Source organism: Saccharicrinis aurantiacus, assembly GCF_001660705.2.
In the GTDB taxonomy this organism is placed as follows: Bacteria; Bacteroidota; Bacteroidia; order Bacteroidales; family Marinilabiliaceae; genus Saccharicrinis; species Saccharicrinis aurantiacus.
Genome location: NZ_LYBV02000027.1, coordinates 138,283 through 164,491 on the forward strand (window position 1 = coordinate 138,283; position 26,209 = coordinate 164,491).

Here is a 26,209-nt window from a genome sequence, read left to right on the forward strand (position 1 = left end):
CTAATCAACCCAATGGTTATCAAAGCTAATACCGTTTAAGGTAATTTCTTCTGGTGCTATTGTAAAAACACTACTTAAACCACCACCTGTAGAATCAACGCTTCTGTTGAATCCTACGCAATAAGCATTCGCAAAACTTATTTTTAACGGTGCACTACCTGATTCTATTTTAAAAATAACTTCGCCCTCTTTCATCATCGATTTCATGGCCCAATCGTATATATTACTTGGCACTACTTGTGTTATCGATGCATTGATTTGACCACCACGTACTTTATTCTGCGGTTCCCCTTTAGGATCTATACTTTGTCCGAAACTAATATTAAACTGGCTCAATTCAAACTCCTGCCCATCAATAATTAGCCAGGCCGTTGTGTTACTATCTACTTGTTCTAAATTTATCATAACAAAATGGGTTTAAAGGTTTTTCCAGTTATTTTCAATATTTGTTTCGCCAACAATAATTTTACGAGCACTTAATCGCATTGAAGTGGTAGTATAACTTTTACCTCCTTGCACATAATCAATACTCATATCTACACAAGCTGCATCTTCAAACATTATTTTTTCTAATGGCTCGTCGTTAGCGTTACAAACCACTATGGCTCCGCTTTGTAGGTTGCTCGATTTTAACATCCACTCAAGCATGTTATCCTTTGGTATATTAGGAAATACTATTGATATAGAACCTCCTGTAACTTCGGTTTGGGCTTTTCCGTTAGAGTCAACCCCTTGTCCGAAACCAAACTCACACTTTGCAAGCTCATAACTATCGCGGTAAAGGCCATTGATACTCGAATCGTCTAATGCGCCAATACGTAAAAAACATTTGTGTCCAAACATAGTATAATAAATTAAGGATTAGTTATTAATATATCTTTATTCTCTGCTTCGCTCTCGGTACCTGCTGCTTCAATGGCAGGTGGCAATTCATTAATATGCCAACTTAATTCGTTGTTGGCATCAAGTGCCACATATAAGGTGTCGTTTTTAGTAATTTTATTACTAATTAAAAACTTAGAAATAGGTCGGCGTAGGTAATTACGTATAATACCATTTACTTGCCTAGCTCCGTATTTTGGCGTAAAACCTTTATGCGCTAACATGCGTTTGGCTGCTTCACTTACTTCAATGTTAATGCCTTTACTCTCAAGCACGTTAACAATGCTTTTAAATTGTATATCGAATATTTTAAGTAAAATATCTTCGCTAATAGGGGAGAAGGGAACAATTTCTGATAAACGAGCCAAATACTCCGGACGGAAATACTCGCCCATAACATCCATTATTTGTGTGGTACTAGGGTTTTTACCAGCTTCTTTTTGCTCAATTAACCATTGGCTACCCACATTTGATGTAAACAGAATAATAGCATTTGAAAAATCGCCTTCTTTACCTAAGCGATCGTGCAGTTTACCCTCATCCATTATTTGTAAAAAGATATCGTAAACCGAGGCATGTGCCTTTTCTATCTCATCAAAAAGAACTACGGCATAAGGTTGTTGGCGTATTTTATTTACCAACATACCACCTTCTTCGTAACCAACATACCCCGGAGGAGCTCCGTAAAGTAAGGCTGCAGAATGTTCCTCTTTAAACTCCGACATATCAAAACGAATCATCGCTTTTTCGTCGTTAAATAATATTTCGGCCAAGGCCTTAGCTAATTCAGTTTTACCCGTACCTGTTGGGCCTAGTAAAAAGAATGAACCAATGGGCTGGCCTGGTTTATTCATACCACTGCGCGATTCTAAAATAGCATCAACCAATGATTTTAAAGCGTCATCTTGTCCCACAACTCTGCGGCGCAATAACTCTTCCATATTCAATAGGCGTTCTTTTTCGCCCGACTGAATTTTTCCGATAGGAATACCCGTTTTGTTAGAAATAATTGCAGCTACCTCGTGCGCAGCAACTTCTTCAATTTTATCCTTAACAAAGTTACCTATCACTTCAACCGACTCGGTTAAATAATTATACCAATCAGTAAAGGATTCTATTTCATTGGTATCTTTCTCTTGTGTAAGTACGCCCAATAATACTGGGCTTAATTTATTTTGCATAGATAGGTGCACCATTTTAAGTGCTTCGGCCCTTTGTTCTTCAGGCGTAGCATGGTCTCCTTCTATTTCAGCAATTTGTTTGGTTAAATCAAGTACGTCAGATTTGGCTGTTTCGTTTACCATTTTAACAGCCGACATGGTTCTATCGAGCAGGTCGATAGCAGAATCGGGGAGTCTACGATCTTTCACATAGCGCTTAGCCATATGTACACAGCTACTAATGGCCTCGTTGGTAACGGCAAGCTTATGATAGTTGGTGTAATGTTTTAATACCGAGTTTACCATTTTAATGGCATCGGTAGAATTAGGTTCGTCAATTTGTAAAACTTCAAACCTACGACTAAAGGCGTGGTCGGGTTCAATTAATTTACGGTATTCATCAACAGTGGTTACCCCAATAACGGTAAGGTTACCTTTAGATAGTTCGGGTTTTAATATTCCGGCTGCACCAGAGTTGCCTTGTTTTGGGTCGAGCAAGGTTTGAATTTCATCGATAAATAAAATAGCTCTATCTACCTGATTAATTTCTTTTATTAAACCCTTAAGTCTATCTTCTATTTCGCCTTTGTAGGTAGCGCCTGCAATAAGTGCTCCTGTATCGAGCTCGTATATTATTGAAGCCTCAAGGTAAGATGGCACATTGTTATGTGCAATATTGTAAGCTAAACCATCTACTAAAGCGGTTTTACCAACTCCCGAATCACCGGTTATTAGTACATTTGGCTTACGATGACGGCCTAATATTTCCATCATCATGCGCGTTTCTTTATCGCGACTTACGGTAGCATGTATTTTTAAATCTAAAGCAAGGGCCGTTTTATCGATGCAATATTTAGCAATAGAAACCATTGGTTTAGGACCGCCCGAGGATTCCTCGTTCATAACATTAGCAATGGCTTCGTTTGTTTGCGTGCCTTGCATAAACAAATCGAACACTTCGTTTTCGCGTATTGGAAACGATTTTAATTGATCTGCATCAAACCCTACTCCTGGCTTAGATATTGCTGTTAAAACACAAATAGGATTTATCTCTAACAAACCCCATTTTAACCTCACATTATCCGACTCTTCAAAAATATCGGCTATTTCTGGTGTAGGCACAATTTCGGCACTGGATGCATTTTTAGGCACCTCGTCAATGCGCACTTCGGCCCATTCTTCTAAATAGCTAATGTCTTTTTCAAGACTCTCAATAAAACCCTGTAAGCCAATTTCGGGATGCAGTATTGCTTTTAAGAGATGGGCAGGAGTATAACAGCTATTGCCATACTCCCGGGCAATCCCTTGCGCAATGCGCACCGATGTTTTGACCGACTCATTTAAATTTAAAAAATCCATCTACTCGGTATTTATAATCGTTACGATTAATGTTCGTTATCCTTGTTCTACATCTGAGCTCCACTCAGTACCATCATCACCTTTAATACCATCAAGTTTAATTACAAAACTTTTAGCTGGGAAATAAGGTGTTAAATGAAGGTCTAAAAAGATTCTATCTTTTTGTTTAGGATCGCGCTCAAAACGAAGAATTTTAAATTTCTCGATTAAACGATCAGGACCCTGAACACCATCTAAAAACTTAACAATTTGTGAACGTAAATCGCGTTCTGCTTTTGAGTTCCAGTTTTCGAATGAACGACGGTTTAAGAAATCGAAAAGCACTTTTGTAATATAATCGAATACTCTAACTACCGAGTATGTTTGTAAACCTAAGTTATCGCCATTAAATAAAGTTTTAGCAGAGAATGCCATTACTTTACCATACTCGTTTACCATTGGGATAAGTCCCATTTTTTCGAGCTGCGAAATTTCACTTTTCTTTAATTGGAAAGCAACACCATCAACCTCGTTAATACTACCATATTTTTTACCGGCAGTAACTTGCGACATTAAAGTACGGTATACTTTACCTGCTAAAGCTGCTGAAGGAGAAACATGAAGATCTTCCTCTTCGCCTAACTCGGCATATTTACCACGACCAACTAACCAGTTACACGACATAGTAGTGTTGGCTTTAAAAGTATCGCCACTAGCTAAATTTGATGAAAAGAACATTTCAACAACATCATCTGGTTTTTCAAGATCGGCAAAATCAGTAAATAACATTACTTTGTTATCGTAAGCTATTTTCGACCATTTTTCAACAACCTTATTAGATCCAAGGTATCCAGGTAACGAAAGAATAGAGTAATTCATTCTAAGATCTAACTTATCGTAGTTTTGCTTTAACTCAGCAGCTACAAAATCAATAAATCTTGAATTATCTAAATCGGTTACTTGCTCTGGTGTAGCATTAACAATAGTAATATTTGTTAATTTATCCGATTCGGTGTTTTTATAAAAAAGCATTACACCACGGTACGAACGCTCTAACTCTTTTACTGTATTTACCGCTATCAATTGACTCTCGGCCAATTTTTTAGAAACAGAGGCTGCTTTGGCCTTACTTTTATCTAACATTTCGGTAATGCTATCCGAAGATGTAAGTAAATCAACCCATAGGTCGATAGTGTTTTTTAAAGCTTTGCGTTCTCCTACTTTTTGTTCATCAGTAAGAAATATCTTTTTACGCGCTTTACGCTCCGGATTAAGGTTTTGAATTCCTTCTACTGAAGACTCTAAGAAGTTAAATCCTCCAAATTTAGCTAATTTACCAATTGAGTCTGCTAATACTTTAGCGCTTGATTCTTGATTTGAGACAGCTGACTGTTGCTCTGTTTGCATTACCTCTTCGGCTACTGCTGTATTTTCTGACATGATTTTTAAATTTAAGTACGGTTAAAAGAAATTAGTCTTCTAGTTCGTTACGAAGTTGTAAAAGCGCCTGAACAAAAGCTTCTTTTGTTTCTGGATCTTCAAGAGCTCTTTGTAATACTTTATTTGATCGTAATTGCTTTGTAAGTAATTCGTAAAAATTATTTTCCTGACTAAGACCATTCATAAATGCACTTTTATCAGTCATATTTTTTACGCTGAAATCGCCAACATTAGAAAATTTCATATTTTCTTTAACTGGTTGACCTGCTTCGTTTTCGAATTCGATGTCGATATTTGGCATAAAATGCGCAAAAACATCTTCTATTGTACTTAATTTTTCAACAGCTTCAGGGTTATCAGGATCTTCAGCAGTAAGTTTTTCAATAAGTAATGTTCTGTTTTCAGGGATTTGAGCTATTGCTTCTCCACCTTCAATTTTTACTTCATTCCCACCAATTTCATAATCTAGGATTGCCATAATAATATGTTTTTATAATTATTTTAAATGAAATCGGGATACCAACCCGTTATTTACAATTGGTATCCCTTTTTTAAACTAGTTTGGCCAGTTTTGCTCATATTGAGCACCACCGATTTTAAGAACTTGTGCAGAAACTACAAAAGTTGTTGACATCGGACGAGCACCAACTACATCGATTGACTCCTCAAAAGAAACTATATAACCATTCTCCCAAGTAAGCTCTTTCATTTTAGCTTCTTCATCACCTTTTTTAAAGATAACGCTACCAGCACTTGGTTTGAATTGGTTAACCATTTGCTCAAGGATTGAAGTGTCTTCTGTAGACTCTACACGAACACGAACTTTACCACCATAGATATTTGAAGCAGGTCTTCCTTTTGCATCAACATCTCTTTCTAATTTGTAATCACAATCTAGCACGTCAAACTCTTTACCTGCTAAATTTAGGGTTGCTCTAAAAGCCATAATCTAAAATTTTAGTTAAAAAAAAATATTGTGTGTTTGGTTACAGTACACACTTTAACTGCTTTATTTTTATCTATTTATTGAAACCACTCAGAATCTACCCAGTAGTATGTTTCACCACTTGATGTGATACTGATTGATTCATTTATCTCAATATCTAAGGTTGCCTTCTGTTCTTTATAGAACTCGAGTAATGCCTCAAAGTCTTTATCACTAAGTAATCGCTTTCGCGAAAAGAATTTTCTTCTTGTTATTGATTTTACAGATACCGATTGTAACTGATTAGAATAACTAGGAGCGTGAAAAATTAATTCGTGTAATTCAGCAAGAGATAATCTATTTGGTTTTTTACTAGCTTTTGTTTTGCAAAAAGGACAATTGTATAAGCCCTCTAATAAGTTCATTTTAAAAGCTTTTCTTACTTTCCGGGTAGACCTGTATTTAGTTTTAATCACTTCTGCAGTATCATTCAAGGCGGTAACAAAGTCATCCTTATACTCGCCAGGACAATCGCAATAAGCTTTGCCTTTGCTTTTAGTTCTATTAGCTTTGCCTAAAAATTTAGTATCTACATTAAGGTCTGCGATGCCGTCATATATACTTCTGAGGTTATCTACCTCTATCTCCGATAACAGTAATTTGTACTTATAAACCGAATCTGCACAAAGTGTATCGCTGTAAGATTTATACCAATACGGATATGTATTTTGAAAACTCTCTTTAAAATTTCTTTCTATTTTATATTTCTCACTAAGTGAAAAATTATTTATAAATCGTTTTTCATATTTATCTTTTGAATTACCTACAGTAATAAAAGCCTTATCTATACTTTCAATTAATCCAATATTATCAGCTTTTACTTCGGTTAAAATACTATCCATAAAGGATGTAATCTGATCAAGAAGAATAGTCTGTCCTTTCTCGGGAAAGCATATACCCCCTTGAGTCATACTTCTTTTAGGAAAATCGAGATGATAGGTGTTTTTACTTGATGAAACAAAATCATTCGTTTTTGTAATTTGATCAGAATAAACTATTAATTCTCTTTTATTCTTTGAAAGTAATTCAGACGAATGATTGATTAAATCAGTAAACTGTGTTACAAAATTATTGTACTCGTTTTCTTTACCAGAGTATATTTGGTAGGCAATAAATCTACAATTATACTTACTCGCTTTGGCCGCAATAGCAGAATCATTCCATGTATTTGGTCTTCCTGTTTCTCCGAATGTTACTATTAAATTGGTTGCAGGCTTTTCCTGGGCAATTAAATTCAAGCAGGTTTCCAAGCCTTCCCAAGATCTCTCTGATGGAACTGGGTTTAAATTATTCTTCTTTGTTAGATTAACAAAATTTGCAATTACCTCGTTAAAATTCGACGAAAAGGGAACCTCAGTCGTGCAAAGTTTATCAGACTCATAATTGGTAACTACCGAAGCAAATTGATATGAAAAGGTTTTGTCAGCAAACAAGGGATTCATATTCTGAAATGAATTTATGAGCGCTGGTAACTGCTCAATAGTTCGTTTATTGGGTTCAATTAGAAATACAACGTTAATGCGTTTCAACTCAGTTTCTATAATTGCTTTCTCATTGTAGCTGATGATGTTTCCGTTTACATTGAAGATGCAATTATCACTTCTATCAATAATTGGAAATAAAGATCCAGTTTTAAAAACAGCACTATCCTTTCTGCTTATAATAGGCTTGTATATAATGCTACTTGTATGGATATCTGTTTTGCTAGCTTTAGCATTGTCATCTAAAAAAAGTTGTTGTCCAACACCTTGAATTAAATCAGAGCTAACCCATCCTAATACGTTTTCCTGAATATTATCAGGTAGAATATAAGGCGTTCTTGAAATAAGAACCTTACTTTTATCTGTTGCCCGTTTTAGTATGTAAATAATATCATTAGGCTTAGTAAAGTTTGATACATTATATAAACCGGGGCTCATATATGATTTTACTGAATCATTTTTAAAAAATAGCTCAGCATTTTTTACCACATGAGGATTTGAAATACTTAATATAGATTTGTTCTTTAAGCCAGTTCTTAAATCGGTAATACTTTGATTATCGAGTAATAACTTTGATTTGTGAATCCACCCATAATACTCAACCTGCTTTCTATTAGTTAATCTGCCATTATCTATTACTCCGGGGTCATACTTTATTACACTTAGGTATTCACGCTTTTTTCCTATCACAAGTAATGGTTCCAGATATTCTAAATCCTTAAGTTTTAACTTGCCACCTGCGCTAACCGTGGTGTAGTTTTTATCTCTATCGGAATATACAACCCATTCCTTTTTATTAAGAATAGATTTTGGAGCTTTAAGCCCATCCACACAATAGTTATATGTATATGATACTGGTACCTTTTTAATACGTGTGAACATATTAATTGGCCCACAAGCAGTAATTAGGCATCCTAATATACATACTATATAAATCTTCATATTCTTCATATAAGGGTTAGGGTTAGGGTTAGGGTTAAAAAATTACCTCTTAGCTAAATCGTATTGAATAATTGTTAATTGACTAATACACGAAGTATTCACTTCATCTAAATCAACAATTACATTTTCTATAATTGTTTTATTCGACTTTCCTATAATTTTTAAGCCTTGACAATAGGAATAAAAGTCGTTGAATTTATTATTATTCGTAACCACAATGGTATTGGCATTGCCACATAAATATCGTTTTAAAACTTTATTATAGTGTGTGTTAAATGACCTGCCATTAACTATAGCTTGCAAGTTTGTTTTTATATCCTCACCAATTACCGAAAGGGCATCAGTAGAGTCATTCTCTTGATATTGTGCTACAATTTCAATTTGATGTCTGATTGGGTATTTAGTAGTCTCTGTGCTAAGTAATACACTATATAGGCCTGGTTGCTTAAAGGCATATAGCGTCTTTTTTTCACGAGCATCAACTCTGCCAGATTCACCAAATTCCCATCGCCATTTTTCTGCATTACCATCACCCTTAAAAACAATTAATTCATTTTGTAAAGCAACAATAGGTGCGATGATGTTTATTAAAGGGCTTTCGTTTTTGCCATCTTCCTTACTTTTTACTTCGATTTTGAAATATTTTTCAGCCTTCTGATTGACTGTAAGTCTAATTTGATATTTACCTTCTTCGGTGAAACTATATTTACCCTTTTGCATGTGATAGGTATCTCCATTACCGAATTCCCATAACCACTCCTCAGCACCTCTCGTGCTATCAGAAAAAGATATTGTTTCATAAGGAGCTACAACAACATTAGAAACTTTTGCTAAAATTAATTGATCTTTTGAGCAAGATCTCACTAAATAAGAAAAGACAAAAATCGAAATTATTGTAATCACCAATACGATTACCATTCTAATATTCAGAAACCTATGCATTTTACCTATTTTTAAATTTAGACCTAATACTTTCTGTCTTTTTGTCAATACCTATTTCACATTCTTCCAAATTTGATTTAAATGTGCTTATATTCTGTTTCTTACTCCACAGTTCTTTTTTATCAATTAACCAATTGTCATATAGGTTTGCTATTTGAGCGAATAGTTTGAGTCTTTTATCCCAACTATTTTGAGTGTATACATTCCTTAAGTCATTGATTAGAAATTTAATATCACTTTCCTCGTAACTTGCCTGAAGGCTTGGGTCAAACCTTTCAATTCGGGCATATATTGAGTCACAAGAAAGACCATTTCTTAGCTGGGTATCTTGATAACTCTTAATTCTTTTCATCTTTTTAATAGTGATCACTTTTTTATTAAAAACATCTAGATCTTTATTCTGATTCACTAAAAAATATGTGCACGAACCCATAACTATTACAAATAGTACAAACACATAGATAAGTGCGATTATACGTTCATAACGATTTATATATTTTGAAACAGTAACTTTTGATTTCATCTGGATTAGCTTGTTCGAATATTTATATTAGAGATTACTATAGTTAATAGGATGCTTACTCGTTTAGTATACCTCCAATGGATAGTTTTCTGGCCAATTGTTTATTGTCTTCAATACAACGTATTAAATCACTTTTCACTAAATCTTCTTCAATAATTAGCTGCCTAATAGAATCATCAACATTTAAAAAAACATTAATCTGATTTCCAATTTTCCTAAATAAATAGGAATCTTCTTTAGGTAGTTTATCTAGTGAATTTAAATAGTTCATTTTCTTATTACTAATCATATTAAGTAGTAATACATCATTTATTTTCTCGCTAGTATTTAGCATCTGCATATAGTTATACAATGTATCCATGCGGCCTACTAATTCAATTTGATAAGCGTTAATCTTATCATACTCCCTAGTTTTACTACCGATTAACTCTAACTCTGCAGTAGCAGTGTTTATAAAACAAAAGATAGATAATACACCAAGAAATGCAGTGCTAATTACACTTATGGCAAAGAATAAGTAGGCTTTTCGTATTTGAGAAATGTTTTGAGCTTTCATAATAATTTATTTCAAAATAGTATTGATACCAAGAAAAGATACTGCTACTCCCTCTGCTTTGCCTAATTTGAAAACTGCAGTTGTTTTATTAAGATTAAACTTGGTTGTAACCTTGCAGTTTGCTGGGAATAATATTTCTTCTAAACATTTTAGCATTTTTCCATCTTCACCTTCGTGGGTAAAGCTTTCGTAATCAGAAACTGACATAGGACCGATTTCAATAGTAATGTCTGAATTTCTATCTTCCAAATCACCTCTGGTGAAAAAATTCTCTCCTAACTTAATACGTCCTAAAGGTGATTCAACTTTTGATTTTATATGGTGTACGTTATAGTTTGTATTTACTTTAACTGGCATCTCAAATATCAATGCCATCGCCTCTGCAATCTTCTGATGTGAAGTTCTGATTGATGGTACCAGCGGTACAACTTCAAGAAATATAGCAGCTCTTCGTTTATTAACATTCTTTATTACAGGCCAGTAACTTGTGAAAATGTTAATAAATTCGTTTGCATTATTTTTCTTGTCAAAACTCGATTCTTTAAACTGAGTAAGGACTTTACTACGATCAATTTCCTCTTCGAAAGGTTGGAAAAATCGTCTTGAATAAAATTCTTCTTCTCGTTGTTTTCTAATTGACTCTAATACTTCTTCTTGACTTTTGTCTTTAAGACTACCTTCTGTGCTGTGAAATAACCCTTCGGGCATAGTATCGTAAATACTACTTCGATTTGTGGATATTTCTATATGTTTATAGAGATTAGAATCGTCACCAAACATAATATTATCAATATCCTTGGATACATTACGTTTCGATGCACCATTGCGCTTAATTAAAACACTCTCGATGCTTGTACCTTTACTTAATAGTCTGGCTGCAACTGTTTCTGCCTTATAATCTGTATCAACAGCATTAGCAGTAATATGGTTAGGTTGGTCTAGTGTAATCATTATCAATTTATTAATCTAGGATACTCCATTTGCTTTTTTGTGTAGAATCTGATTGCGATATACTTTCAGATACAATTATATTCTCTTTGTGTTGTCCAATATGATCTAGCTGACTAAGTTTAACTAACAAATCTGACAGAATTGTCATAAAACTATCGATCTGGAACATTGTTGATCTAATTTTATCATGCTCATATAGAATCTCTAATGTATTGGCTAGGGTTTCTTCAAAAGATCCTGGAGTAATATCACTCCACTCATAAAAATATTTTAGCAACTCTTCTTTCTCTTTATTTTGAATAAAGCTTAAGCTACCATAGGTAACATGCGCTAAAGTTGAAAAATATTGTATAATATCAATTGGAGGCAGATATCTTCCTTTATTTCTAAACTCGAAATATATAACCGAGATGTATCTTAATAAATCTTCACATACAGCTCTTATATTTTCGGCTAATTCAGTTTGGCTTTGTCTGTTTATTACCTTGGATATGATTGTTTTAGATGATTTCTCTATGCTACTTAATTTTTGTCCAAGATGGTTGTAGTACTCCATCAAATCTGGGTGACTAGCCATACTTGTGCATGGAGGAATGTAATTACCATCAACCTCGTATCTATCCGAACTTTTTCTTATACGACCAATTGTAAGATGATGCGATCCGAACTCTGAAGTATTTAATTCTCCAGAAGGCATTACTTGCAAATCATATTTTGCACCTGCATTAGGGTGTCGAGGAGGTGTTTCTTCTACATCTAAATCACCTGAAGGACACCTATCAAACGGGTTTACTATAAGAATAATATCCCATTGCTTTGTTTCTCGATGCCTAGCACTTAAGGATTGTGAATCAGGAGAATAATCTTTAATAAGGTAACTCTCATCATCTGGATTAAAATTCACTCTGATGCCAGAAGAAGTGATAGCATTACAATGTAAGAGCTTAATTTCTATATGCCCTGTTACATGCTCACTAATTCTAATACCATTCGCATTATCCTTATCGCCAACCGTTGGCAACAATCCGTAATTGCTATTGGTTAATCGTAAACTGGCATAATCACGAGATGTATCTATAAAGAAATTCTCTGATTGTATAAAATGCTCTGCTGAGACATTCATACTCTCCTGCCAATTAACAAGCTGTTTTTTAGGTGCTCTAATCATCTTAAAATTCTATTGTTCAATGTTCTCAAATACTCGTTTGGCCACTATAGTGTATCTTTCATGAACTTTGTTCATTTCGAATGATTTATTATAGTCAATGTAGTTTCTTGGTAAAAACACGGAAGGCTTGGTGTAAAAAATCCATCCTGAATCGCTAGTTTTATTATTAACATCAATTGCAGCCAATGGCGATTTTATATTATAATCTGATAATAGTCGCTTAAACCACACCCCAAACTCCATTTCACTTGGAGCTTTAGCATTTATTACAATTGGCTCTTCATCAGACTCTTGTTTAAATATTTCTACCTTTACAAGTTTTAACTGATCGTAGTTGATGGTGTCATTATTTGATTGATCAGGACTTTTATCAAAACACCACACATTATAAATCTCTACTGGAATATTTAAAAATAATTCAACTGATTTACAATACAATAAAGGGATAGCAAATACTATAAGTACAGTAGATGCCCATAAACCGTATGCTAATTCATTACTATAGTTAAAAATGTAAACAAATAGTACTGCCCCTATTGCCATTGTGAATACATAAATACTTAACTCAATAAAAAAGCTTGGGGGTTCTTTTAGTACCCACGATATTATTTTTTGATTGTAGTATCCTAATACCAAATATAGGCAAGCTATTCCAAAGTATCCGAAAGGCATAAAGTCATAATCTAATAGACCTACAAACCCAGGAATAGCCAATAATAGTATTGATATTGTTAAGTAAGCAAAGAGTCTTTTATTACTGGCCATATTATTTTTCTTAGTAATTAAGAAACCTAAGCCAATAAGAATTATCCCTAGTAACGGGTATATGATATATGTAAGAATCATCAAAGTTTAGTTATAATTTGGTGGTACAAACATACTTCATTTTTTATAAAAACAAATATTCACTTTAAAAAAAATGTTAAAACTATATTATCAAAGTATAAATTTCATGTTAAATACATATTTGAATACTGTAATTAAATGGCTGTAGTACAGTGTTTTTGGAGGCATACGTGTGGATTTCGCTACTATTGTAAATGTTACATTTTTAACATTCTTTAAATTAATAGTGTTAAATAGTTAAGCAGTGTTAATTTTTTGTTTTAATCAATTATTTTTTCTGTATGTAGTTCTAAAGGAAAATCTCGCAAAGCCTGATTGTATATGGCTTTGCTTAAATTATTAACTTGTGGATAACCCTATAATGTAATTTAGCTGGATATAATAGTGCTTCATAAATTTGCATCTATTTAAAATAATAGATTATATTTACAGCCCAAATTCCTACTATTATGACCAATTTAACAACCTACCTTAAGTTGCATAAACTTGAGAAAAACAATGAGAACGGTGGTTTTAGAGATGTTTATGAGCTTAGCTACTGTAGCTACGAGTTGTTTAAACATACCAACCAAAAAGGAGAAGCAAGCAGTGTATTAAATGCTGGTAACATAAAAATTGCACTACCCATACTTCCGCAAGACCCTTTAATGAAATGGCTTTTCAATTCTAATGAAATTGAGAATGGAGAGATATCATCCTACAACCTGAATAGTGAAGTAATAGAGAAAATTTCGTTTAATCAGGCACGTATTGTTGGTTTTAGATTTCATTATGAATCGATGGGATTACAAAATGCGACATGTGTTTTAACTATTAATGCACAGCAAATTACATTGGGCGATAATGAATATAAAAACTACTGGAACTGATGGGATTTTTTGATAGACTACTATCTGGTAAAGTGTTTTCGGATGCACGACCAGCGAGCTTAGTGGCAGAATTAGAAATAAGCAATCATAAGTATATTTTAAATGATTTAGATTGGGAGTTTACGCAAGAGGTAGATGATAAGAATAGGCCATGCAGCGCATTATACGGTGGAAAAATAAGCTTATCGATTAGTGAACCTGTAGATCAAACTATTTTTAACTGGATTATAAATAGTGGAACCAAACATTCGGGTCAGATTAAGTTTTATCATCACAATAATAATTTTGAAGAGGGTGCTCAACTAGAGATTAAATTTATTGATGCTATTTGTGTAAACTTTCATAAACAAGTTATAGAACAAGGTAAAGAAACCATTACCACTTTGGTACTTTCATCGAGAGTATTAAAAATTGGGAGTGAGGAATTTCAGCAAAAATGGTCGGGTTATTAGCGATTGTAACTTAAGCGAAAGCTCTTGTTTTATATTTACTTATGCCCTTGTGGGATTATAATAACACTGTTTAAATGATGCATAAATGAAAGGCAATTTATTAACAGATTGGTTTACGGCCATGAAACTTGATTTATGGGATAGGGGATATGTTGATTCTGTAGGTTACGTTAAGAAGAGTAATTCAATTTTAGTTCAGAAACCTAAGGTGTCTGAGCTAAATGATTTGAGTTGGAACGAATATGGTATTGCTGTATCGAGCCATGTTTTTTTAACACAAACCAAACATTTAAGCAAATTTAGCCATACTAAACAACAAGAGTATGCCTTAACATTTGCGATACGTGATGTATTCTCGGGAGAATGGAGCAGTTGCGAGTATTTATTAAGATGTTACAATAACGAACCATGGATACAAAATGTGTATGGTATGGCTCATAAAGAGGCAGAGAAGAAAAATACTTATCAAATGACGAAAAGTAAGCCTTACGAATTACGAAATAGAGCTAGTTTTTCGGTACGCGGAAGAGAGTTACCACAACCTAGAAGATTTAAAAGTTAACGAGCATGGAAAAAAGCAATTACAAACTCCCTTTACAACTTTCAGCCTTTCAGAATGACGAAGATGGTCAGTTAGAGCGTTGTACCATACTTGAATCTATAGATCAGAACCTAGATTTATTATTAACTACCTGTCCAGGCGAACATGTTTTTAACAAAAAGTTTGGCTCAAGAATATGGGAGATGGATTTCGAAAGAGTATTTTCTCAATCAAAGTGGGAAGAGAAATTTAGTGGTTTTGTACTAGAATCGGTCAGAGAAAACGAAAAACGCCTATCAGATGTTACTGTACAAGTTAAAATTAGAGAAGTAGTAAAAGAGGATTTGTCGAGCAACTCGGTTGCCATTAGAAAACGAGTGGATATACACATATTTGGCTTGCTTACTGAGGTAAATCAAAAATGTGGGTTTACCTATGCTATGTATTTAGGTCCTCTATCTAAAAATTAGCATTTTTTCGTTTCAGATAGTAAGTAAATTAAGAGAAGATTATTTACCAAACCAATTGGTATTAAATACAATACTAAACAATAGCACAGTAATAGCCAACATAAACCAAAAATGGAATTACAAACAACATTTACTAAGGAAAGCATTAAAAACAGAATGTTTAAACGTGCGGCAGCATTGTGGGACATTCGAAATATCGATCATCTTGACCCCATTGTAAAGCTTATGATTGAAGCGCTATCGAGCGAAATTTTTCAATTGAGCCGAGAAGTAAACGATGTTGAAAATAGGGTGCTCGAAAAGGTAGCCCGAGCACTTACACCCAGTTCTTCTTTATCGGTGCAACCTGCACATGCCATAATGCATGCCAATGCCGTACACAATAGCTGCGATATTCTACAAAACTACGAGTTTCATTATAAGAACGCGCACTTTATGAAACGGCACAAACTAAAGCGCCTTTCATTTACTCCAATATATTCTACCCGCGTATTTAATGGCGATGTTGCCTATTTGGCAGGTAGCGAAGGAATATCAAGTGTTGATATTAAACTGGGCAAGGAACTTGAGTTTGCCGCTACTAAAAAAGATCCGATCACCAATAAATCGTTGTGGATTGGATTAGATTTAGCACCAGAGGTAATTAGTTTAGAAAATATTTCGTTCTATTTCGACTTTCCGTATATGGACGAATGCGAAGAATACTTTAGGCTATTACCCCATGTGAAATGGGAAATAGAAGGTTTTCCGCTTCAAACTGAAACGGGTATGTATATATTGAACGATGAAGACGAAAATTTAGCTTCAAAGTTTATAAAAGCCTACAATACAAATAATCAGATTAGTAGCGATATTTTAACCAACTACAATCATCGATTCATTCATATAACCGAGCGAACCAGGTTAAAACCTAATTTTAGAACTTTGTTTCCTGACGAAATTAAACACCTGTTTACCGAGGAAACGCTAGCAGAGTTAACAAAACCATTGGTTTGGGTAAAACTTACCTTTCCATCAGCATTTACCAGCGAGGCATTACAGGGTTTAAACGTGCAAATAAATGCCTTTCCTATTGCCAATAAGTTTATTAATACTAGTGAGCGAAAAGTTGATGAAATATCAGGCGTAATTCCTTTAATTAAAGAGAGTAATGAATATTTCCTGGATATTGATAATGTAAGTGATGTGAATGGTAACCAATACCATGAGCAAAAGTATAGCATGGAACATGCCGATACTGAGAACCATATATATACGCTTCGAAGAGGTGGAATTGAACGTTTCAATACTGCAAATGCACGCGAATTTCTCGATCATTTAGTGGATTTACTACGTGATGAAAGTATGGCTTTTTCAAATGTAGAGAAGGATACCCTTGGTGAAAATGCCAATGATTTATTACGACAACTAAATCAGCTTGAGAGCAAAATTAGTCTGCGAGGAAGTACGGCAGAATCCACTTCGTATATTGTGCTTAACGATAAGTTGTATGAGTCCACAGCATTTTTTATTAAATACTGGTTATCTAATGGTATAATAGGTAATGGCATTAAAGCGTCGGAGGTATTAGGTTTTACTGATATTACCGATGTTAACCGTACATCAACTGTAATGTTAACCACCTCGCGCGGTGGGAAAGAGGCACCCGATGCTAAAACCTTAATGGAAATGTACAAATTTGCCCTTACCTCGCATGGTGCCATATATTCTAAGCAAGATGTTAAATCGTTTTGCGCTATTTACTGTGGTAATAATATATCTAACATCGAAGTTAAATCGGGTTATGGTATTGGTCGCGAACCTAAACAAGGTATTATTAGAACCATTGATGTGCACCTAACACCATCAGCAGAAACATCGCCACAAAAGCTAAACAATATGAAGGAGGGACTTTTGGCTGCCCTTTACGAAAAATCGCCACAAGAGTTTAATTATCAATTAATCGTTAAATAATTCTAACACCTAATATTATGTCTTTACCGCAATTAAATGTAGTTGAAACCGAAGTTAAAGTAGCCGAAGAGCTTGTTGATTTTGTAGGCTTAAACCTTGAGCAAAGCATGAATGGGCATCATGTTTTTGAAATTAAGGTAAACTATAAGCCTAACAAGCCCAATGTTTGGTCAACCACTCCTGAAACGCTTTTTGAGCAACTAGGCCAAACAGTAACTATTAAATTTACCCACACCGAGAGTGGCGAAACATCAGAATTTAATGGATTAATAACCAACGTTAAGGTTGGGGGTAGCAATGGCGACCAAGGTTTTGTTATACTACAAGGTGGTAGCCCAACTTTACTATTAGATATGGATCCTTCAATGGCTTCGTTTATGGATTACACGTTAAGTAATATTATTAGCGAAACTCTAGAAAATACGGGTGTAGGCATTGAGATAGTTGATAATGCAACATTTACCACTATTATGCCCTACGTATCGCGCTACAAAGAAAGTAGTTATGCCTTTATGGCTCGTTTGGCAACTGCTTGCGGCGATTGGTTTTATTACGATGGAAAAAAACTAATATTAGGTAACCCGGGTATTGAAAATGATACAAAGGTTTCCTTTGATATGGAGCTAAGCGATATTGTAATATCAGCTAAAGTAAATAGCCTAAATACTGAAATATACGATTACGATAGTGCCGAGAGTGATTACAAAGAAGATGCTCCGGTTGAAAATATTGATGGTATTAACAGTTATATGCGTGTGGCATTGGATAAAAGTTCTCCTTTTTTCCCGAACCCTGCCAAATTACCAACCAACAGGTTTATGGTTGACGAAAACGATATTGTGGCACAAATGCGTGCTTTATATAGTCGTAAATACTCACAAATGTCAACCATATCGGCTAAAAGTAATACCTGTGCCATTCGTATTGGCGAGTTAGTTACCACTCGTTTACCCGAAAGTTTACAACAGGATGTTGGTCCGGATTTAGGTCGTTACAGAGTAACAAAAATTACACATGTTATTGATGATAATGGTTTATATAGCAACCTTTTTGAGGGAGTAGCTGGTATGACTGAGGCTATTTTGAATGATACAATAGCCCAACCTACTGCTTACCCCGAGGTGGCAACCATAGTTGAAAACGAAGATCCGAATACATTGGGGCGTGTAAAAGTGCGTTTTTTATGGATGAGCGACGACCAAACAAGTAATTGGATACGCGTACAAACGCCTAACCTTGGGGCTGCCGAGAATAACGAAAGCATGCATGGCTTTCATTTTATACCTGCTATCGACGACCAAGTTATGGTTGCCTTTGAACATGGCGACCCATCAAAACCCTATGTAACGGGTAGCTTGTTCCATCGCGATAACGCTGCGGGTGCTTTACCCGATAATGTAAAAAGCAAAATTGTGAGCGCAAGCGGACATACCATTGAATTAGATGATACCGAGGGCGAAGAAAAAATAAATATTTACGATACCGATGGTAGTATTATCACCTTTAATACTGCCGAACAGTCTTTATACATTAGTGCTACTGAAAATATTGAGATATCGGCAAAGAACATTAACATTAGTGCCGAAGAAAACATTGTTATTGGCGCACAAGGTAATGTTGATATTGCTGCCGAGGGCGATTTAAACAACCAAGCTCAGGGTAATGTGACCATACAATCGAGTGGCGATACCACCGTAAATAGTAGTGGTGCTGTTACCGTAGCGGCTACAACCGATGCGGCACTTAACGGACAAAATGTTGCTGTTGAGGGGCAAATGAATGCCGATCTTACTGGTGGTGTACAAACAACAGTATCGGGTACCATGACAGCACTACAAGGTGCATCGGGTAAGGTAGAGGTAATGTAAAACGTTTTTTTTTAATCTTAAAACCATATTACAATGTCAGTAAAGTACAAAGTTATTGAAAAAGGTCAACCTGGAGTTGTAGGCGGAGGAATCAAAAAATTTTACGCCAACACCACTTCAAGCGGAGAGTTAACTCTTGATAAATTAACTAAGCGTATAGAAAAAAATAGCACCGTTGGCGGAGCTGATATTAGAGCTGTACTATATGCCATGGTTGAAATGATGCAAGAATCGTTAGAAGATGGACAAATTGTTCGCTTAGGCGATTTAGGAAGCTTACGTGTAAATGTAAAAAGCAAAGGCGAAGAGAACGAAAGTGATGTTACGGCCTCTTCAATTACTGGTGCAAAAGCTGTTTTTACACCAAGCACAAAGCTAAAAGATATGCTTAAAACATTAAAGTACGAAAAGGTAAGCTTATAGGTAGAAAAAACGTAACGTGGTTTTAACAAAAACCACGTTACGTTTTTATAAAAACCACGTGTGGTTTTTAAAAAAGGACACGTGGTTTTTTGAGCACTATATAATGTATTAGCAATAAACTATTTAAATTATGCCAGGAAAACCAATTGCCACGCTCACCAGTATGCACGTATGCCCAATGGTAACAGGCTACATACCACACGTAGGCGGCCCCATTGTAGGCCCCGGAGCACCAAACGTATTAATAAACGGAAAACCCGCTGCCCTTATGGGCGATATGTGTGTATGCACCGGCCCACCCGATACCATTGCTCAAGGCGAACCAACTGTATTGATTAATGGCACACCCGTGGCTACTTTGGGTAGCATGACAGCCCATGGTGGTTCAGTAGTTATGGGCGAACCAACCGTTATGGTAGGCTCGGCAACACCTGGGGCAAAGGCAACCATGCCACTAAAAAAAATTCCGTTTCCTGAAATTAGATTTTACGATAAAGCAGGAGCTGCTGCTCGCGGTAAATCATCCGATTTAAAAGAAGCCGAAGCCAATCAGGAGCAAATACGCCAGGATGCGGTCGAACAGAAGCCAATGATTGTTTCAAATTTAAGGTGGCAAAAGGAAGAAAATATAATCGAAAATTCCTTAGTGAATGATGAGGTAACTTTGTGTGCTGATGCTTCAGGTATAGATGAAGAAAGATATATTGCTTTTAAAATATATGAAAAGGATGAGGATAATGGAGATAATTTAATAGGGTCTCAAAGTGGAAAAGTACAAGATGGAAAAATAGAGATATCATGGGCTGTTAAGTGTTTCGAAGATGGAGAAGATAGTCAGAGCGTTGAAGAGATGCAGCAGAAAGCATATACTTTGCCAGAAATTGTATTTAAATATGACAATAGTGATGGAGAAACGGTTGAAAGTGGTATCCTTACCGTAGAGGATAGTTTAGTAATAAAAGCCGTTGATAAAGAAACTGGAGAGGTGTTATCGAATTATGATTATATGATTCTTTTACCTAATGGAGAGATGTTGGAAGGGCAATTGGATGAAGAAGGGTATGTTAAACTAGATAAAATAAGACCTTCTGAAAACTATCCGATTGTAATATCTAAAGAGAGTAATATTGTAACTATAGCAAGAGAATAACCATGGAATTTAATACTTATAAATACACTATAAAAGAAGAGGAAGACTATGTTAGCCTTGCAAAGGAAGTGTTATTGCATAATGATGCTTACGAATATGTAGAGGAAGATGAGTCCTATCTTTTGAAAGAGATTGAAATTGGCTTAAAAACAAGCTTAAAAAATAAAACATTAAAGGTAGGTGAAACAATCATACTAATTGATAGTGTCGAGTATTATTTAAAAGTTACCCAAACAATAACTGTTGGTAATTGGAATGGGTATAATCTTACAGTTACAGATTCGAGAGAAAAGGAGGAAGAACCAAATGTAAACTACATTAATAAATTGAGTAGACATTTATTTTTTGAAATAAGAGAATATAAAGATTATAAAAACTATTACTGGAAAGAGTTTGAACCTGGTTATGAGTTGCAACACGGTGAAATAGGGAAAAGAGGGTTTGTTGATGGAGATAAAACGCAATATACAAAAGTGGAGAATGGCTATGTATACCTTTTTGATAAAGATGATAAATTAGTTTTTACATTTGTTATTAAGTCAGGTAAGTATCAAGAAGTAAAAGTAACTCAAAGAGATTGCTCTCATGAAAACACAGTGAGCCCAGAGCGTCCTTGTGGTATGATATATAGGCACTATGATGAAAATGGAAACGAAAAAGAACAGTATAAGTTTGTTTTCTCAGAAGAGATGCTCTCGAAAGCTCGAATTTTTGGCGATTCTGGCAGTAAAATAGGTAAGTTAATCCCATCGGATTATTGCAGATATGCCCCTTATTCTAATATATCAATAAGTAGTTTAAATAATGATACACGAGCCGGCGCTATAATATTATCTGACCTTCGTAATAGTAACAAAAGCGTAACGATAAGTAACTATAATTTGTCATCTGTACCTTTTACAGGATACAATATAGGTGTAGCATTTTATTATGCAAATCCATTAAAAGAACTTGAACGCAGGACAAAAATATTTCAAAAGAGGTTTGAGGAAAAGGAACGCTGGGAAAATACAGAAAGTAGGGTTCAGCAGCTTTTTATATATACTACTATAAAAACCATGATTCAAAAGGATAGTAGTTTAAAACGCTTCGCTTCTATGGAGCGAATGGATATTTGGAATAATGCCTATCGAGACGAATCAATTTTGTACAGTCATAAAGTATATTACGGAGCGGAAAATTTAGTTGATTGGTTGAAATCGAAAGAGTTTAATCAATGCATGTTAAATTATTTATCATCTGACAATAAAAAGAGTCAGAATTATGCTTTAGAGACATATGCTGATGCACTTAAGTATTTGTTTCAAACCAGGCAAGGAAATGATTATGCTGAGGCAGAGTTGAAGAATCCAGAGAGTATTTTAAACCATCTGTATAATATTGATGGCACAAAAGGAGTAAGTACAAGTAATGGAGAAGTGCCTTTAGCTGGTATTATACTCAAAGAAAACTGGTTAAATCAGGATGTTATTTCCGAAGGCCAAGCCTCAGTGCGTAAAAGTGAACAGGCAATTCTTGGTGTAATTAGTTCTACCTCTCCGGTCCTTATGAAATTTTTAAAGGCTAAAGGCTTTTTTAAAACAATGGGACGTATTGTAGATTATATGCATAATACCAAAGGTGTACTAAGTACTACAATAATAAAACCATTAGAAAACATTGCGAGTACGGTCGAAGTAATGGATACAGTTTCTTTAAATAAGGCATTTAGTTCGAAAATGAATGGTGTTAAACTGGGGCAGTTTATTGCGTTTATGGAGGCGGTTAATATTGTTGTTACCGTAAAAGCTTTGGTGTCTGATGAGGAAAATAAAGCCAAAAATATGGCATGCCTTATTGGTGCTGTTATGGATTTTTCGTCTGAGGTACTTTCTAATGGAGCCTCGCGCAACTTAATGTTTAAGGTTATTCATAAAAATAGCTGGGCAAGTAGTGCTGTAATTTCAGGCAAGGTAGTACCCGGACTTCAGGTAATTTCTGGCGCTATTGATTGCTTTGTGGGTATGGACTCGGCTTTTGATGCCATGAAGCACGGTGAAACAGGTGTAGCTACAGGTTTTGCTCTTTATGGTGCTGGTGGTGCCATTACCGCTTTTGGTGCTGGATTAATTATATCAGGCGGAGCAACAGCAACAGTTTCTTTAGGTTCTTTATCTATACCTGCTGCTGCATTAGTGGTAGGTGGTGTGGTGGTTGAAGCTGTAGGTTTAGGTATAGTTTGGTTTTGGGATAATAAAGCAATTAAAGATTGGATTGAAGAGAGTATCTTTGGGGATGAAACTAGCTTAGTGAAAGATTATGATTTATTTAAAAAACTAAAATCTAATAATGAAATAGTAAGCTTGTTAAATAATGATAATCCAAACGAAATAACTGAAGATTATAAAATCAAAATCACTTCCAAACAAATTGATGCGATTAATAAAATTATGTGTGAGTTTTTTGTAGAAGCTAAATTTAGTGATACTACCTTAGGTACAAAAGTTATTATTGAAATTGAGCCGGGTATAATTACTGATTATGCTATTGTTAAATTTAAAAACATAAAGGCTTATGGTTTTGCGCGTGGTGCTGAGAGTCATGCTATTTATAGTAATCCATATAGTACAATCACATCTGGTAATTCGAAAGAAGATCAGGCCCAAAAGCAATTTTATAAAGGTGAATTAGATTATCCAGATACGCTTGTTCATCTTGAAAAAATACATGAAAATCCGCTATACGTTGAAAAAGATGCTAATGATGTAATTAAAAAAATTAAACATGAATTTATCTTTGACAAAGATGTTGATAAAATAACCGGAGAGGTGGAGTTGGATTTTAATAACTCAACACTTCAAAAACTATCTAAACCAATTAAAGAAATAGCAGCCTCATGGGAATAGAACTTACAAAAAGCAATAAAGTACCTGACTATTCAGGTTTTATGAGAAAGGTACTGTTGATGGCTCCCTTTCTTCAATTACTATTGTGGCTTAATTCATTAGAGGCTTTTATATTCTGGGGATTAAACGATAGTGCTTACGATTTTTTTATTTTGTTAGCATTCAGTTTTGGAGTATACTTTTTGGTAAGAATATTTTTTTTAATTGCTAAAAAATGGCAAAAGTGGATGATGTACTTTTTTTTTGCTTTAATTGGCTTGCAAACAGGTGTTGGATTGATATATAAATATTATCAACCAAATCAAGAAGAATATTCTAATGAAGAACTTTTTAAAATTAAAAAATTCTTAGTTAATGAAGAAGAATTACCTGCCAATATGGAAATTCTTGATTGGAATGATTCTATAGCAATTATTGGTAAGAAGGTGAAGCAAGGTGCATGGGGCTATGGATATAATTTTAATGAATTAATTGTTGATAAAGATTTGTTGATAAAGGGAGGAAAAACATATTATTATAATAAGTACTCCCCTCCTAGGGATTTTAATCAATATAAATTACTTGTTGAACCTGATTTAGCTGAGGAAGGAAGTTTGACTTATTATTGGTGCTGGCAGTATCCAATGCATTTAATATATATATATATAAAAGATGTAAATTGCAAGGGGTTTGAAAATAGAGATATTGAACCATGCTATAAGTGTTTTAGTAAAGTGTTTGTACGAGGTTTAGATCGTTTTAAACCAATACTACGAGAAATCATTGAAGGTAGATTAGATGATCGTTATCGTAACTTTTATAAGTTCTTTCAAAAGTTGGCTAATCCTACCTATGTACGTAGCAATTTAGCAAATGATCCTTATTTTTTAATTTATCAAGGTAAATACCAAGAAGCACGAGAGGGCTTAAAAGATTTGCCTCCTGCGCGTAGAGAATTTTGTGAAAAGAAATTGGAGGCATTAGGGTATTAGGAAGTCAGAAGTTATAAAGAAAGATAGGGCTTCAGTCTTCTAACTTTATATATTTAAAAGGTTACGATATAACAAATAATGGGAATGGATATTTCAGATAATAAGAGCACCGGTTTTACACGTAAGGTAATTTTATTTGCTCCATTTATACAGTTTTTATTAAGCATAATATTGATAGAGCAAACCAGTATTGTGTACTTCAAAAACTGGCAAGTAATTTTAGCAATAACAATCTCTTTAATAGCATTTGTTTTATTAACCAGGCTATTTTTAAAAGTAGCAAGTAGATTCGCAAAAATTGGTTTGTTAGTCTATATCCCATGTGTATTAATATACCACTTTAATGACAGCACTATTGTAAAAGAAACAATTGCAAAATTATTTGAGGATAAGGGACGTTTCGAACTGTTTATAAAAGAAGGGTGTTGTCCATTAAATCATGAGTTTATAATTGAACAAGAAAAGATGATTTCCTCCACATATGGAGTAGACAGTCTTTTTATTTATGGCATTGAGGCTCTTTCAGTGAAGGTATTGACTTTTAAAATGCACACAGAAATGTGTGAAATTCGAGGTGTAAATCCTAATGATGTTTTACACTACCTAGATTCTACCATTACATCAATACCCAATAAGGATATAATAAGTATTATAAACACGGCTCATTATAAAGGTATTTCTATTCGTCCCTTAGTTTCAGAAATAAAACAGAATTTTGAAAAATATAAACCACATCTTTTTAAGTCTTCAAAAAGAAGTAATGACATTGATGAGTATACTGTTATGTTTGAAATTTATTGCACCCATAAGGAGAAAACTAAATTAATGGAGGAATTACTGTTCCACTATGATTCATTAAAAAAGGAAAATAAGATTTATGATTTTACGGTCAGAATAGAGCGCTAGCTTGTAATATACAGTGTATTGTATTTCCTACGATTCTCTTACAAAGCACTATACAAAAAATCGTAATGTGATTAATGGTTGTTTTAGTGTTATATAGTAGTTGGGTTATGAGTATTGGTAATGTATCAAAAGTGTTGTTTTTTCTTTTAGAGTCGTTTAATATGTTGAAAATCAAAGTTGGTTTATGGTAATTGAATGTCAATAAAACCTAAGCGATACCATAAAACAATTACTGTTATGCTCTAAAAACGCCTAATATGGAATTATCTAGCCCCTCATGTATCAAAAGTGTTGGTGGAATGAAAATATGCAATTATTGTAGTGGTACTTTGATAAAACATGGTTACTCAACTAATCGCAAATCCCGCTCCCCTTTTTTCCAAGTACTTTTGATACACCAGAAGCAACTCCAGAGCAATAAGCAGAAAGAAAAAGAATAGGTAGATGGTAAACAAATGATAATGTACTAGACTTTAAAAAAATATAAATAAAAAGGAATGGGCTGCT

At 34.4% G+C, this 26,209-nt stretch carries 24 protein-coding genes; 11 read left to right on the forward strand and 13 right to left on the reverse strand.

Features of this window, described 5'->3' with window-relative positions; genetic code table 11:
- The 13 genes from tssD (A8B35_RS12055) to A8B35_RS12115 all read right to left on the reverse strand — a co-directional run bounded on the left by tssD (A8B35_RS12055) (window position 1) and on the right by A8B35_RS12115 (window position 13,214).
- On the reverse strand, window positions 1–405 hold the full coding sequence (tssD, locus tag A8B35_RS12055) for a type VI secretion system tube protein TssD (RefSeq protein WP_075603021.1): 405 nt from the start codon (window positions 403–405) through the stop codon (window positions 1–3).
- Window positions 406–417: 12 nt separating this feature from the next.
- Window positions 418–843: a type VI secretion system tube protein TssD gene (tssD, locus tag A8B35_RS12060; RefSeq protein WP_075603022.1), complete on the reverse strand. Its 426-nt coding sequence runs from the start codon at window positions 841–843 to the stop codon at window positions 418–420.
- Window positions 844–854: 11 nt separating this feature from the next.
- Complete coding sequence (locus A8B35_RS12065; protein WP_075603023.1) at window positions 855–3,401, reverse strand: ATP-dependent Clp protease ATP-binding subunit; 2,547 nt, start codon at window positions 3,399–3,401, stop codon at window positions 855–857.
- 36 nt (window positions 3,402–3,437) lie between these two features.
- Complete coding sequence (locus A8B35_RS12070) at window positions 3,438–4,820, reverse strand: DUF5458 family protein (protein ID WP_075603024.1); 1,383 nt, start codon at window positions 4,818–4,820, stop codon at window positions 3,438–3,440.
- 31 nt (window positions 4,821–4,851) lie between these two features.
- Complete coding sequence (locus A8B35_RS12075; protein WP_075603025.1) at window positions 4,852–5,298, reverse strand: hypothetical protein; 447 nt, start codon at window positions 5,296–5,298, stop codon at window positions 4,852–4,854.
- Between the two features lie 78 nt (window positions 5,299–5,376).
- Entirely contained in the window at window positions 5,377–5,766 is a 390-nt protein-coding gene (gene tssD, locus A8B35_RS12080; RefSeq protein WP_075603026.1) for a type VI secretion system tube protein TssD, read from the reverse strand.
- 77 nt (window positions 5,767–5,843) lie between these two features.
- The gene (tssR, locus tag A8B35_RS12085; protein WP_139314878.1) at window positions 5,844–8,228 is read right to left on the reverse strand and encodes a type VI secretion system protein TssR domain-containing protein; all 2,385 of its coding nucleotides are present in this window, start codon (window positions 8,226–8,228) and stop codon (window positions 5,844–5,846) included.
- Between the two features lie 42 nt (window positions 8,229–8,270).
- Window positions 8,271–9,170: a PKD domain-containing protein gene (locus A8B35_RS12090; RefSeq protein ID WP_083634433.1), complete on the reverse strand. Its 900-nt coding sequence runs from the start codon at window positions 9,168–9,170 to the stop codon at window positions 8,271–8,273.
- A gap of 1 nt (window position 9,171) precedes the next feature.
- Window positions 9,172–9,693: a type VI secretion system transmembrane protein TssO gene (locus A8B35_RS12095; RefSeq protein ID WP_075603028.1), complete on the reverse strand. Its 522-nt coding sequence runs from the start codon at window positions 9,691–9,693 to the stop codon at window positions 9,172–9,174.
- A gap of 55 nt (window positions 9,694–9,748) precedes the next feature.
- Entirely contained in the window at window positions 9,749–10,249 is a 501-nt protein-coding gene (locus tag A8B35_RS12100) for a hypothetical protein (protein WP_075603029.1), read from the reverse strand.
- 6 nt (window positions 10,250–10,255) lie between these two features.
- Entirely contained in the window at window positions 10,256–11,200 is a 945-nt protein-coding gene (locus tag A8B35_RS12105; protein ID WP_075603030.1) for a type VI secretion system baseplate subunit TssG, read from the reverse strand.
- 10 nt (window positions 11,201–11,210) lie between these two features.
- Window positions 11,211–12,368, reverse strand: a complete 1,158-nt coding sequence (gene tssK, locus A8B35_RS12110) for a type VI secretion system baseplate subunit TssK (protein WP_075603031.1) — start codon at window positions 12,366–12,368, stop codon at window positions 11,211–11,213.
- A 9-nt stretch (window positions 12,369–12,377) separates the two neighbouring features.
- On the reverse strand, window positions 12,378–13,214 hold the full coding sequence (locus A8B35_RS12115; protein WP_075603032.1) for a TssN family type VI secretion system protein: 837 nt from the start codon (window positions 13,212–13,214) through the stop codon (window positions 12,378–12,380).
- A 449-nt stretch (window positions 13,215–13,663) separates the two neighbouring features.
- On the opposite strand from A8B35_RS12115, the gene tssD (A8B35_RS12120) reads away from it, so the two are divergent.
- The 11 genes from tssD (A8B35_RS12120) to A8B35_RS12170 all read left to right on the forward strand — a co-directional run bounded on the left by tssD (A8B35_RS12120) (window position 13,664) and on the right by A8B35_RS12170 (window position 25,702).
- A complete protein-coding gene (tssD, locus tag A8B35_RS12120) occupies window positions 13,664–14,083 on the forward strand; it encodes a type VI secretion system tube protein TssD (RefSeq protein ID WP_075603033.1) in 420 nt (139 codons plus the stop codon).
- Window positions 14,083–14,535, forward strand: a complete 453-nt coding sequence (gene tssD / locus A8B35_RS12125) for a type VI secretion system tube protein TssD (protein ID WP_075603034.1) — start codon at window positions 14,083–14,085, stop codon at window positions 14,533–14,535. The genes tssD (A8B35_RS12120) and tssD (A8B35_RS12125) overlap by 1 nt, the downstream gene beginning before the upstream one ends.
- Before the next feature lie 85 nt (window positions 14,536–14,620).
- On the forward strand, window positions 14,621–15,097 hold the full coding sequence (locus tag A8B35_RS12130) for a hypothetical protein (protein ID WP_075603035.1): 477 nt from the start codon (window positions 14,621–14,623) through the stop codon (window positions 15,095–15,097).
- A 5-nt stretch (window positions 15,098–15,102) separates the two neighbouring features.
- Complete coding sequence (locus tag A8B35_RS12135; protein WP_075603036.1) at window positions 15,103–15,546, forward strand: GPW/gp25 family protein; 444 nt, start codon at window positions 15,103–15,105, stop codon at window positions 15,544–15,546.
- Between the two features lie 111 nt (window positions 15,547–15,657).
- Complete coding sequence (locus A8B35_RS12140; protein ID WP_075603037.1) at window positions 15,658–17,499, forward strand: type VI secretion system baseplate subunit TssF; 1,842 nt, start codon at window positions 15,658–15,660, stop codon at window positions 17,497–17,499.
- Window positions 17,500–17,516: 17 nt separating this feature from the next.
- Window positions 17,517–19,367 (forward strand): type VI secretion system Vgr family protein, encoded by a 1,851-nt coding sequence (locus A8B35_RS12145; protein WP_075603038.1) that lies wholly within the window; start codon window positions 17,517–17,519, stop codon window positions 19,365–19,367.
- A 33-nt stretch (window positions 19,368–19,400) separates the two neighbouring features.
- Window positions 19,401–19,790: an HU family DNA-binding protein gene (locus A8B35_RS12150; protein WP_075603039.1), complete on the forward strand. Its 390-nt coding sequence runs from the start codon at window positions 19,401–19,403 to the stop codon at window positions 19,788–19,790.
- Window positions 19,791–19,920: 130 nt separating this feature from the next.
- A complete protein-coding gene (locus tag A8B35_RS12155; protein WP_075603040.1) occupies window positions 19,921–20,940 on the forward strand; it encodes a PAAR domain-containing protein in 1,020 nt (339 codons plus the stop codon).
- Between the two features lie 2 nt (window positions 20,941–20,942).
- The gene (locus tag A8B35_RS12160; RefSeq protein ID WP_075603041.1) at window positions 20,943–23,825 is read left to right on the forward strand and encodes a hypothetical protein; all 2,883 of its coding nucleotides are present in this window, start codon (window positions 20,943–20,945) and stop codon (window positions 23,823–23,825) included.
- On the forward strand, window positions 23,816–24,796 hold the full coding sequence (locus tag A8B35_RS12165; protein WP_075603042.1) for a hypothetical protein: 981 nt from the start codon (window positions 23,816–23,818) through the stop codon (window positions 24,794–24,796). The genes A8B35_RS12160 and A8B35_RS12165 overlap by 10 nt, the downstream gene beginning before the upstream one ends.
- A gap of 84 nt (window positions 24,797–24,880) precedes the next feature.
- Window positions 24,881–25,702 carry a hypothetical protein gene (locus A8B35_RS12170; RefSeq protein WP_139314879.1) on the forward strand — a complete coding sequence of 274 codons (822 nt, stop codon included), beginning with the start codon at window positions 24,881–24,883 and terminating at the stop codon, window positions 25,700–25,702.
- Window positions 25,703–26,209 lie beyond the last annotated feature (507 nt).

Bases quoted from the DNA above. Each gene is read 5' to 3' on its own strand.
- tssD (WP_075603026.1), bottom strand. From the start codon at position 5,766: ATGGCTTTTAGAGCAACCCTAAATTTAGCAGGTAAAGAGTTTGACGTG.
- A8B35_RS12100 (WP_075603029.1), bottom strand. From the start codon at position 10,249: ATGAAAGCTCAAAACATTTCTCAAATACGAAAAGCCTACTTATTCTTT.
- A8B35_RS12075 (WP_075603025.1), bottom strand. From the start codon at position 5,298: ATGGCAATCCTAGATTATGAAATTGGTGGGAATGAAGTAAAAATTGAA.
- A8B35_RS12105 (WP_075603030.1), bottom strand. From the start codon at position 11,200: ATGATTACACTAGACCAACCTAACCATATTACTGCTAATGCTGTTGAT.
- A8B35_RS12140 (WP_075603037.1), top strand. From the start codon at position 15,658: ATGGAATTACAAACAACATTTACTAAGGAAAGCATTAAAAACAGAATG.
- tssD (WP_075603033.1), top strand. From the start codon at position 13,664: ATGACCAATTTAACAACCTACCTTAAGTTGCATAAACTTGAGAAAAAC.
- A8B35_RS12155 (WP_075603040.1), top strand. From the start codon at position 19,921: ATGCCAGGAAAACCAATTGCCACGCTCACCAGTATGCACGTATGCCCA.
- tssK (WP_075603031.1), bottom strand. From the start codon at position 12,368: ATGATTAGAGCACCTAAAAAACAGCTTGTTAATTGGCAGGAGAGTATG.
- A8B35_RS12145 (WP_075603038.1), top strand. From the start codon at position 17,517: ATGTCTTTACCGCAATTAAATGTAGTTGAAACCGAAGTTAAAGTAGCC.
- A8B35_RS12070 (WP_075603024.1), bottom strand. From the start codon at position 4,820: ATGTCAGAAAATACAGCAGTAGCCGAAGAGGTAATGCAAACAGAGCAA.
- A8B35_RS12130 (WP_075603035.1), top strand. From the start codon at position 14,621: ATGAAAGGCAATTTATTAACAGATTGGTTTACGGCCATGAAACTTGAT.
- A8B35_RS12150 (WP_075603039.1), top strand. From the start codon at position 19,401: ATGTCAGTAAAGTACAAAGTTATTGAAAAAGGTCAACCTGGAGTTGTA.
- tssD (WP_075603021.1), bottom strand. From the start codon at position 405: ATGATAAATTTAGAACAAGTAGATAGTAACACAACGGCCTGGCTAATT.
- A8B35_RS12135 (WP_075603036.1), top strand. From the start codon at position 15,103: ATGGAAAAAAGCAATTACAAACTCCCTTTACAACTTTCAGCCTTTCAG.
- A8B35_RS12165 (WP_075603042.1), top strand. From the start codon at position 23,816: ATGGGAATAGAACTTACAAAAAGCAATAAAGTACCTGACTATTCAGGT.
- A8B35_RS12090 (WP_083634433.1), bottom strand. From the start codon at position 9,170: ATGCATAGGTTTCTGAATATTAGAATGGTAATCGTATTGGTGATTACA.
- A8B35_RS12160 (WP_075603041.1), top strand. From the start codon at position 20,943: ATGGAATTTAATACTTATAAATACACTATAAAAGAAGAGGAAGACTAT.
- A8B35_RS12065 (WP_075603023.1), bottom strand. From the start codon at position 3,401: ATGGATTTTTTAAATTTAAATGAGTCGGTCAAAACATCGGTGCGCATT.
- tssD (WP_075603034.1), top strand. From the start codon at position 14,083: ATGGGATTTTTTGATAGACTACTATCTGGTAAAGTGTTTTCGGATGCA.
- tssR (WP_139314878.1), bottom strand. From the start codon at position 8,228: ATGAAGATTTATATAGTATGTATATTAGGATGCCTAATTACTGCTTGT.
- A8B35_RS12115 (WP_075603032.1), bottom strand. From the start codon at position 13,214: ATGATTCTTACATATATCATATACCCGTTACTAGGGATAATTCTTATT.
- A8B35_RS12095 (WP_075603028.1), bottom strand. From the start codon at position 9,693: ATGAAATCAAAAGTTACTGTTTCAAAATATATAAATCGTTATGAACGT.
- A8B35_RS12170 (WP_139314879.1), top strand. From the start codon at position 24,881: ATGGATATTTCAGATAATAAGAGCACCGGTTTTACACGTAAGGTAATT.
- tssD (WP_075603022.1), bottom strand. From the start codon at position 843: ATGTTTGGACACAAATGTTTTTTACGTATTGGCGCATTAGACGATTCG.